The following is a 7,069-nucleotide window of genomic DNA, read 5'->3' as shown; positions in this document are numbered from 1 at the left end:
CCCTTCCATCGAATGCCAAGATTCGAACACGACATCAATGGCAAGCAGCAAAGCTGTGGCTGATTGAAACTCACAATAAAAATAGTGGTTAAAACATTGTCTGGGAAAAATCGAATTTACACATAAATATGGACTTGACTCTCTCATGACAATAAAACGATACGAGACAACGCATTGGAGCTTCAATACAGCCTCTCATGACAATAAAACGATACGAGACAACGTATTGGAGCTTCAATACAGCCTCTTATGACAATGAAACGATACGAGACAGTGTATTAAAGCGCAAATGTATCCCCTCACGATGAAAACACAAAAAAAGAGGTTGCACATTGAAGCGCCAGTGCAACCTCTTAGACAACGAGACTCTCATCTACTCTTCCTTAACTGTTGGATTTATTTGGTATAGTGAATCTTTTTCTATAATGTAACCATTGCTTTTTAATTCACGTAAGCGACTGCGAATTTTAAATAAAGGAAGACCTACTTCTTCAGTAATTTTCTCAGTCAAAAGCGCCTTATTCTCAATAACGGCTAGGATTTTTTTATCCGTTTCACTAAGTTGTGTATCATTTACACAAGCCATTGATATCGCCTCTTCTTATAAGTCTTTTTTACAGAAGTACCAATCGACACATTCTAGGCTATCATCGTTTACTCTTTCTTCTGCTAATTCTGTTGTTACTGCTGGTGGCACAATGACTTTATCACCTTTTCTCCAGTCAGCTGGTGTGGCGATATGATGTTCATCTGTTGCTTGTAATGCTGTGACTAAGCGAATCATCTCGTCCATGTTCCGTCCCGTTGATAGAGGGTAATAAATAATAGCTCGTACAACTTGGTCTGGATCAATAACGAACACAGCACGTGATGCTTCAGTTGAGCTCTCTTCTGGCATAATCATACCATATTTCTCAGCCACATCTTTGTTTAAGTCCGCGATAACAGGGAATTCAATATCGACACCGAAGTTTTCTTTAATATTGCGTACCCAAGCAATATGTGAGTGGACACTATCGATACTTAAACCTAGTAACTCGGTATTCATTTTACGTAATTCAGGATAAATCTTTTGGAATCCAACAAATTCCGTCGTACATACAGGTGTAAAATCAGCTGGATGCGAGAATAAAATTAACCAGCTTCCTTTATAATCTGATAGTTTAAGCGTACCATGAGTTGTTAAAGCCTCAAATTGCGGGGCCTTTGAGCCAATACGTGGTAATGATCTTACTTCCTTATTTTCTTCTACTAAATTACTTTTCTCTTCCATTTATAACGCCTCCTAATTAATAATCGTTTTAATTTGATTGCAAATCTAGTATATACCCATACCCGTATACAATCAATAAATATGCTCTCAAAAATAATTACCCCATTAGGAGACGAAAAAAACTTCTATTTTTACGTTTGCTTACCTTTCTTTCTCTTGAAGGAACCTACAATCAATACAACAACGGGTAAAAATACAGCAAATAACGCGGCATAAAAAGGCCAGATATTTTCTATTATGCTCCAGTAACTCATATTTGGCATAACCATAATTGACAAAGGAATGACAAGTAAAGCAAGTGGTAACACATAAATACGATAATTTGAAGAATTAAACAGTTGTTGAATACCCATTACTGTTGTAAGGAAGAGAATACAGATCTTGATAAAAATAGAGACAATCCATATGCTAGCAATGATGACCTCAATACGCTGAATCACATTCGCAATATTAATTTCCGCTCCTAATAAATAGGGAACGTATATTTTTGCAGATGAATACTCTACACCGAACACGATAAGTGAATAGATAACTGCTATTGCTACCATCAATCCCCCAATAACAATTCCCCAAAACATAGATTTAGATCGTTTTTCTTTTGGGGTTACAAAAGGAAATAAAATGATTAATGCAAATGCTTCTAAAAAGGGAAATCCAATATTAGGTAATGCTGCACGAACGACTGGTTTCCAACCGTTATTGAAAATAGGTAATAAGTTTTTAAAGTCACTGTTTTTAAGCAATAAAACAGCAGATAATAAAAAGAAGAAGATAGCAATGGGAACGAGAATCTGTCCTGCCCTTGCAATGACCTCTAACCCTTCCTTAACTGCATAAGCTACAACAATGACTAAAAGAATTAATATAACATGTAATGGTGTTTCTGGTAATAAGTGGATAAAAACAAAATCACCAAAGTCACGAAAGGTCATGACTGTTAAATTTAAATGAAATCCGATAATTGTTATGAACCCAACTACCTTACCACCAATCGTTCCAAAAGTTGCTTCTAGAATTTGAATAAATGTGTCATTAGGGAATCGCTGATTAATTTTAAAATACAAGAACAAGGGCAGTAAACCAATGACTAATGCCAATAATGAAGCAATCCACGCATTTTGCTGTGCATGTTTAATAACAATATGTGGAATAAAAATAATGGCACTACCTAATGTGTAAAGAAGTGAAATAATAAAAAATTGACTAGAATCAATTTTTTCTGTTCCCAAAGAAATCATCCTTTATTTTCCAAAAATGAATAAATATTTTTCATTACAGGAATTTTATTGTATACCCATTCAACTGGGACAAAATAATTTACATATAGCTTTTTTTGTTCAATGATATTAAATATAATAAAAAACAGTACGAGCGTTAAATATACTTTTCTTTCTTGTGCATTTATGCGTCGCAGTGTTTTTTTATCAATGTATAGTACAATTCCTGCCATAATCAATGTCATGATGTAAATCATCTCTTATTTTTTTCCTTTCTTAATCGTTTTAAATAGGAATCATCTGTCGTACCTGTGCCTGTAATTTGAACTGCGACATTTACCTTTACCTCTAACTGTCTAAATGTTTCTGACCAGTTGTTTTTGAGTTTTTTCCATGCTTCTGGTTTTTTTCGAAAAAACTCACGGCCAAAACCAAATATATCAACTCCGATGTCTTCTTGTACTTCTTTTATATTATTCGTGTGCATTTCTTCTAAGTAACGAGCAATGATTTTTTCTAATTGGCGAATTTCTTTAGGAGTCGTTGTAAATTGATCGCAATCTAATTCAGTTATCTTTCCAGTTAGTTTTATTTTAATGTTCATTTTTGGACTTGTTTTGAACTCTGGCTTTAGTATTGCTTTAACATCAGTAGACTCTATAGCCCCGTATTGATCTTCTTTACATACAAATTTACTGGCGGCATGTTTTATATTATTTATTATCGTATTGAACGTATCTGCCTGTCCCTCGTTGAGCCATCCTACTAATTGATCACGGTCAAGGACTGCCAAATTTCCAGTTGGAAGCGGTGGTTCAGGAACAGGGGCATCGCTACTTTCCTGATTTGAACTAGTAGTTGATTTTTCAAATAACAGACTCGGTATCACTGGTACAATCCCTTCAGCGGTCGTATTAGAAATAAGTTCTCTAATACCTGTTGCCTTCGCGGGATTATAGTGGCGATTTGAATAGCGTAGTCGATCATATATTTCTTGTGCTGGAGAGACAGCGAAAGGCGTAGCAGTTGCTAGAACATCTCTAGCCGTACTACCTTTAGCGATAAACACATAGAAATCCGTACGAAATTCTTGGTCACGGAAAATTAAATCTAATGCGTCACCGATACCTTCCTTAGCGAAATCTTCACCAAATACTAATATATATAAATGAGCAACATATATTTTCCTTGAAGCGGTTCGCGAAAGTTTACGTATAGCACCTAACACCGTTTTATCTCTTTCTTCATGCAAAATAACCGGAGATCTTGTACCACTGGCGCCACCACCTTTCTGACCAGAAACTTGTTCAGGATTAATGACTTGAGCCGTTACGACAAAATCATCACCATCCTTATCAATACCCAGACCATAAGTAATTGCCATCTCATTTAATTCTCTTCTATTCCAACAGCCCGTTAATAGTAATATGATAAAAACTCCTAACAACAAACGCTTCATACGTATTAGCCCCTCATTGACTTACTTTTTACTTTTTTCTAGTGTTTCCCCTTTTGATGAAAAATATGATTTAATCGTTCTAACAAACGTGTCACGTTGATCTCGCAAGTGAAAAGGCGAAAGTGGAGCCATATAAGAAACACCAAAGGATTTTAAACCACATAGATGAACGACAATAGCGAAAACACCTAGCATTAATCCAAAAAAACCAAAACTTCCAGCGAAAACCATCATAGGAAAACGGAGAAGTCGAATGGAGTTTGCAATACTATAACTTGGTATGACAAAGCTAGCGATGGCTGTAATGGATACAACAATAACCATTGCTGCTGAGACAATTCCAGCTTCAACTGCTGCCTGACCAATTACAATTGCACCGACAACTGATACAGCTTGTCCAACAGCTCTTGGCATTCGTATGCCAGCTTCTCTCAAGATTTCAAAAGTCACTTCCATCATAATGGCTTCAACAAATGCAGGAAAAGGGACTCCCTCTCTTTGGGCAGCCAAGTTAGATAATAATCTTGTTGGAAGCATTTCTTGATGGAAAGTCGTTAAAGCAATATAAATAGACGGGGCTAACAATGTAATAAATAAAGATATAAAACGTAAAAAACGAATGGCACTAGCTAGAAAAAACCTAGAATAATAATCTTCTGCTGTTTGGAAAAATTGCATAAACACAACAGGAGCAATTAATGCAAATGGTGTGCCGTTAACTAAAATAATTACTTTACCTTCTAGTAGTGAGGCCGCTATAATATCTGGCCGTTCCGTATTATCAATTGTCGGGAAAGGAGAAAATTTATCATCTTGAATTAATTCTTCTATTTGATTACTTCCACTAATCCCATCAAGTCGAATCTTATCTATCCTTTTTTCCACTTCTTGTACAACATCATCGTCAGCAACTCCCTTTAAATATAAAATACTTACCTCTGTTTGCGTATATTTACCTAATCGCTTTGATTTAATTTGTAAATCATGACTTCTTATACGCTTACGAATCAATGCTTTATTTGTATTTATACTTTCAGTAAAACTCTCACGAGGACCTCTGACGACTGTTTGTGCTGAGGGCTGTTCGACTTGTCTGCCTTTCCAATCATCAACAGCAATAGACAAAGCCTGTTCTTGCCCTTCAATAAATAATAGAGCTTTCCCCATTAATAAATCATCAAAAAGCGTCGTAAAATCACTTGAAATAGAAATATCACCTGTAATAAGGATGGTGTCTTTTAAATAATCGATATAAGACGTAGAATCCGATTGCTGTGGAATTGATTTTAACGGTTTAATAATTTGTTCAGAAATATAGTCTTGATTTGTAATATCTTGAATAAAAACAAGCAAACCTTCATGTTTATTATCATTTCCAATACCAACTTTGCGAAAAATCATATCCGATTGATCGCCAAAATACTTGTTAATCAATTGTTGTACTTCATCTAAGGATTGAGTCGATTTTAACGTAATCGGATTTGATTGCTGTTGTTTCTGTTGCACACGTCTTCTCCTACGAAAAAAACTCACTTCCGCACCACCAATAAAAGTATTTGTCTTTAGTTTTTGTATTAGCGATAGAGTTATACATCGTTTAAATAAAATAACCCTATAGGTAGAATTTTAATCTTCTACTCTATAGGGTTCGTATGATGTTGAATTAATTATTAACTTTGATGTTTTTCTAAAAACGATAACATATGTTGATATACTTTTATTTCATTTTCCTTCTTTGAAAATCCATGACCTTCATCTTCCAACACAAGATATTCCACTTCACGTTTCTTTTCTCTTAACTTCTCTACAATCTGATCCGATTCTGCTTTCACAACACGTGGATCATTCGCTCCTTGAATGACAAGCATCGGTTTTGTCATTGTATTTAAATACGTATCCGGCGAATCTTTAATGAATCTTTCCTTATCACGCTCTGGATCACCTATCCAACGGTCCATGATTGGTTTCCAATGATCAGGTACAGAGTTCACAAAGCTAAATAAATTCGACGGGCCAAAAATATCGACAACCGCTTTAAAATATTCAGGATGTCGCCCGTGTAAGAGAAGGGCCATATAACCGCCAAAGCTACCACCAATTAAGAACAATTTATCTTTTGAAGTTAAGTTATTAGCAATTAACCATTCAATGCCTGCTACACAGTCACGACGTGGACCGTCACCCCAATCACGTTCGACAAGTTTGACAAATGTTGTTCCATAACCGGTACTTCCACGGAAATTAGGCGCAAAAATGGAATAACCACGATTTAAAAAGCATTGAAACATCGCTCTGAACTGCTTTCTCTCTGCAGCTTGTGGTCCACCATGTGGCCAAAAAATCATATACCCATTGTCATGTTCAGGTTTTGCCCGATAAAGAAGTGCTTCAATTTCCATCTGATCGAAAGATTGATACGTTACAACTTCTGGTTCTACCATATCATCACTTGTTATACCTAATACACGGTTATCGGTTAATTGTTTCCATTCTAATCCATCATTTGATTGAAAAATATTGAACGGTACAGTCGCACTTCTACCTAAAACATACAGGAGACCTGATTTTGTCACTTGTAACTGTTCAATAATATCAATCGGCATACTTAGCTTTTCAACTTTTTCAGTATCAAGTGAGAAGCGATAAAGTTGATCAATGACCCCTTTCTCTGTCACCATGTATAATGTGTTGCTTTCTTTATGCCATTCTAAATAACCGATACTTTCTTCTTTCATTTCATAGACTTTTGAAAATTGTTGCGTATCAATCGAAAATTTCGCCAAATAATGGTAATCACTTTCATAATCAGTGATAAAATAAATCGTATTCTCATCAACAAATATAGGTGAAAGCACAACATGTACCTTTGAAGGGTCTGGCGTTAAATCATAACGTGCGTCGCCAACTTGAACAAATGATGTGATATACGTATTTGCGAACATTTGTGAATAAACAAAAGCGGCTTCTGCTTCCGACACAGCCATTAAATAAGTCGGTGTTGTTTCACCAACGTTAATTATTTTATCGGTATCTTTTTCCAAATCACGTACAACCGTATTAAAATAATTAGGATTATCTTTCGATGTCATATAATAAATGCGTTTCCCATCATTCGTTAAA

7 protein-coding genes are annotated in these 7,069 nt (G+C 35.5%); all 7 read right to left on the bottom strand.

The genetic code is table 11. The annotated features are described in order from the left end of the window. Nucleotides 1-373: 373 nt before the first annotated feature. Nucleotides 374-586 (bottom strand): winged helix-turn-helix domain-containing protein, encoded by a 213-nt coding sequence (locus VIG73_RS11175; RefSeq protein ID WP_331641981.1) that lies wholly within the window; start codon nucleotides 584-586, stop codon nucleotides 374-376. Nucleotides 587-601: 15 nt separating this feature from the next. Further along, the gene (locus tag VIG73_RS11170; protein ID WP_331641979.1) at nucleotides 602-1,273 is read right to left on the bottom strand and encodes a peroxiredoxin; all 672 of its coding nucleotides are present in this window, start codon (nucleotides 1,271-1,273) and stop codon (nucleotides 602-604) included. A gap of 131 nt (nucleotides 1,274-1,404) precedes the next feature. Then, nucleotides 1,405-2,502 carry an endospore germination permease gene (locus tag VIG73_RS11165; RefSeq protein WP_331641977.1) on the bottom strand — a complete coding sequence of 366 codons (1,098 nt, stop codon included), beginning with the start codon at nucleotides 2,500-2,502 and terminating at the stop codon, nucleotides 1,405-1,407. A 5-nt stretch (nucleotides 2,503-2,507) separates the two neighbouring features. After that, complete coding sequence (locus VIG73_RS11160; RefSeq protein ID WP_331641975.1) at nucleotides 2,508-2,735, bottom strand: hypothetical protein; 228 nt, start codon at nucleotides 2,733-2,735, stop codon at nucleotides 2,508-2,510. Between the two features lie 8 nt (nucleotides 2,736-2,743). Beyond that, entirely contained in the window at nucleotides 2,744-3,949 is a 1,206-nt protein-coding gene (locus VIG73_RS11155; RefSeq protein WP_331641973.1) for a Ger(x)C family spore germination protein, read from the bottom strand. A gap of 21 nt (nucleotides 3,950-3,970) precedes the next feature. Next, nucleotides 3,971-5,455, bottom strand: a complete 1,485-nt coding sequence (locus VIG73_RS11150; RefSeq protein ID WP_331641971.1) for a spore germination protein — start codon at nucleotides 5,453-5,455, stop codon at nucleotides 3,971-3,973. A 164-nt stretch (nucleotides 5,456-5,619) separates the two neighbouring features. Beyond that, a partial coding sequence (locus VIG73_RS11145) for an alpha/beta hydrolase family protein (protein WP_331641969.1) occupies nucleotides 5,620-7,069 on the bottom strand: 1,450 nt, incomplete at its 5' end.

The sequence above is a fragment of the Cerasibacillus sp. genome, from assembly GCF_036516575.1.
In the GTDB taxonomy this organism is placed as follows: Bacteria; Bacillota; Bacilli; order Bacillales; family Amphibacillaceae; genus Cerasibacillus.
This window is presented reverse-complemented; position numbering and strand designations above follow the sequence as displayed.

Excerpts from the sequence above, each read along its gene's own strand:
- VIG73_RS11175 (WP_331641981.1), bottom strand. The coding sequence starts at position 586 with ATGGCTTGTGTAAATGATACACAACTTAGTGAAACGGATAAAAAAATC.
- VIG73_RS11170 (WP_331641979.1), bottom strand. The coding sequence starts at position 1,273 with ATGGAAGAGAAAAGTAATTTAGTAGAAGAAAATAAGGAAGTAAGATCA.
- VIG73_RS11160 (WP_331641975.1), bottom strand. The coding sequence starts at position 2,735 with ATGACATTGATTATGGCAGGAATTGTACTATACATTGATAAAAAAACA.
- VIG73_RS11155 (WP_331641973.1), bottom strand. The coding sequence starts at position 3,949 with ATGAAGCGTTTGTTGTTAGGAGTTTTTATCATATTACTATTAACGGGC.